The 3,070-nt window shown below is 64.2% G+C and carries 2 protein-coding genes and 2 pseudogenes; all 4 read right to left on the bottom strand.

Annotated features, from left to right (window positions below):
• A pseudogene (locus QOC89_RS12540) lies at positions 1–322 on the bottom strand (Zn-dependent hydrolase); the annotation flags it as partial.
• Positions 323–499: 177 nt separating this feature from the next.
• Positions 500–2,092, bottom strand: coding sequence for an alpha/beta hydrolase (locus QOC89_RS12545; protein WP_323045303.1), 1,593 nt, complete (start codon positions 2,090–2,092; stop codon positions 500–502).
• Positions 2,093–2,097: 5 nt separating this feature from the next.
• Positions 2,098–2,196, bottom strand: a pseudogene (locus QOC89_RS31865) (LysR family transcriptional regulator); the annotation flags it as partial.
• A 72-nt stretch (positions 2,197–2,268) separates the two neighbouring features.
• A complete protein-coding gene (locus QOC89_RS12555; protein WP_323045305.1) occupies positions 2,269–2,976 on the bottom strand; it encodes a dienelactone hydrolase family protein in 708 nt (235 codons plus the stop codon).
• Positions 2,977–3,070: the final 94 nt, after the last annotated feature.

A 3,070-nucleotide genomic window follows, 5' to 3' on the forward strand; every position in this document is an offset into this window, starting at 1 on the left:
CTTCGTTCTCGCCCAGCGCGCGAGCGATCTCCAACCCGTAGATCACGCCCATCGCGCCGTCGAGCCAACCGCCCGTGGGCTGCGTATCGGTATGAGAGCCGACGACTAGCGCGGGACCGCTTTTGCGGGAGCGGCCGAACACGGTCCCGACGCCGTCGATAACGGCATCGAGTCCCGCCTGCGCCATACGCCCGGCCAGCCACCGACGCGACGCCAGGTCCACCGGCGAGAGCGCGAGACGCACGACGCCAGGTCCCGTGGCGCCAAAGCTGCGCAGCTGTTTGAGATCGGTCAGCAACCGGTCTGGGTCGATCTTCACCACGTTCAGGTTTCCTTTGATGTTTGCCAATGTCGCACGACGGGTCTGCCGACATGCTGCATCGAGAAGGTTACACGGCCTGGCGCTGGGCAATTCTATCGATCGCTCGTGCGTGCAGCTAGCCTTGGGTCCGCGAAGATCGAGCGGCACGCTCGATAGCAGCGATACGCCGCCGGCGACTCAGAATTTAGCGAAGAAAGCCCGCGCGGCGAGCATGCAGAACGACGCGACCAGTTCGCCGTGATAGGCCCGCAGCACGGCTGAAGCACCGCCGTCGGTTGCACCGCCGGCCACGGCCCGATTTGCGAGCGTCGCTTTCGCGCTGGCGAAACCGAGCTTGATGGGCGCGTACGGATCATTGGGGCCACTGGCCGGCAAGTCCACATCCAGCACGGATGTCAGCCCTGCCGGCACTTTGGCGTTCTGCCAGTAGGCCTGCTCGATACGTGCATTGAAGAAAAACACGGTGGGATCCGAGCCGCCGCCGCACAGCAGAACCGGCGCTCGCGGCGTCCAGTTGCGCAAGTCATTGCGCTTGAACGCCTGACGCAGCGGATGCATGGGATTCTCCGCCGGTGTCATGGCAACCGTGCTGTTGGGAAATGCGCCGTCGGGATTGGCCGCGGCGTCTTCCAGAAGACTCAGGCGATACGCGTTGCGCACGAGATTGGCGTTGCCGAATCCAGCGGCAAACAAAGGTGTCAGCGCGGGCGGAGCGAGAGGTGGAGACGCCGGCGGCGTCATCGATCCGAATTGCGGCGCGGGAGGAACGCTGCTGAAGAGATGCGTCGACGGCAATTTCCCCTGCGCGATGAGGGTATCGAGCGGCTGCAGGCTGGGCAGAAGATTCTCGATCTCCGGGGCATAGGCCGCTTCATAGAAGTCGTCCGGCTTGCGATAGATAGTCTGATAGGCATGCTGGTAGCCCGTCACGATCAAGGTCGTGAACAGCGTCGAACCCAGATTCACTTCGCCTTCGATGAGCGCATCCGCGGTAGCGGCGAGCGCATAGGGACCCGACCCCGGCGCGGATGCGGTGACCTTGACGCCGGCCGCTTGCAAAGCACGATGCGTCGCCAGGGCCACGAAGCCGCCTTGCGAATAGCCGGTGACGAACAGCTTGCCGTTCTCGCGCGTCCTGCTTTGCGGCTTCGCTTCATTCAGAACGGCGCGCGCCGCCCGCAGCGAGTCGATCACATCGGCGGATTGCTGGCCGGCGTTCAGATAAGGGTGGTACGCGAGATCGGAGCCGGCGTAGCCGGCATAGTTGGTCGCCACGACGATATAGCCCTGGGCCGCGTACATGGCGGCAACGCCGAGGCCTTCGCCGGCGCCGGCGCCGTTGCCCGGCTCCGTTCGGGTGATATCGGCGATGTTGTAGTTGCGGTATGCGCTCGTGCCATGCGCGTAAAGCATCAGCGGACGCGGGCCGCTACACGCGGCCGGCTGTCCGCCCGGCATCATCAAGGCGCCGCTCGCGGTGGTGGGCTCGCCCGCGCCGCCGATGGTCCGGTAGCGGAAGGTCACGATCTCCACACTGCAAGCGGGCGCGCCGGCGATCTGCTCGAGTTGCCGGCCGGCTGCGTTCGATGCAAGCAAGCTCGACAGTGCGGCGGCACTGAGCCGTAACGTGACGCGATGATCGAGGAGCTGGCCGCGCGTGTTGCAGCCCTCATCGCAACCGGAGCCGGAGCTGGCTTGCACATCAGCACTGGCGCCCAACGCCGAAGATGTCAGCAGCATCAGGGCCGCATTTCGCATCGCTAGAGGCATGTGAGGCTCCGCAGAAACGCAAGGTCAAGCTTGCCGCGTGCGAGTGGATCCGCGAGCTCCGGTGAATCGTCGCCCGAGACCGTCACGTCGATGTTCGCCAGTTCGCGGGTCTTCAGCCAGCGGCGCGCACGCTCGCCGCTGGCGTTCACCTCATGACGCAGCCTCGCGCTTTCCTGCTACTTCCAGAGCGTGCGGCCGAAGAACGTCAGCGTGCGGTCCCAGGCCTGCTGCGACCACGCCGGGTCGAACTGGGTCTTGGCGATACGGCCCGGGCCGACTGCTGTTTCGTTCGCGAACGCATGGTGCGCAAGATAGCGATGAAACTCGATGTCGACATTGGCCTCGGTAAGCTTGGCTTCCAGGGCGTCGACCGTTTCAGCCGGAAAGAACTCGTCTTGCGTCGCCCAGTGACCGAGAACCGGCACTTTGATTTTCGAGGCGTCGATATACTCGAGCGGCGGGAAGCCGTACCAGACCACCCCGGCCGACACTTCAGGGATATTGCATAGCGCGAGCAGCGTAAGCGCGCCACCCATGCAATAGCCAGTCACGCCGACGTTCGCCGAATGCTGCTTCAGATACTGGACCGCGCCCCGCACATCCTGAGTAGCGGCGTCGCCGAAGTTCAGCTCGCTCATCAGATGGTGCGCCTCTTCTTCTTCCAGCGTCGATTTGCCGCGATATAGATCAGGCACCAGCGCCAGATAACCGGCCTGCGCCAGCCGATCGGCCACGCCGCGAATCTGGTCGTTCAACCCCCACCACTCCTGAATCACGACGATGGCAGGCGCGCCCTCCGGTTGTTTCGGCTTGGCCAGATAACCCTGAACATCTTTGCCGTCAGGGCGGCTAAACGTGATCATCGATCCCGTAGTTGGTTTCATCAATTGCTCCTCGAGGTAGGCGAAGCCGCTAGCATAACGCCAGTGTGGCAAGTTCTGCTGAGCCGGGCCGCGCCGCCAACCGGCCGATATACCG

Origin of the sequence: Paraburkholderia sp., from assembly GCF_034668105.1 — a bacterium.
GTDB lineage: Bacteria > Pseudomonadota > Gammaproteobacteria > Burkholderiales > Burkholderiaceae > Paraburkholderia.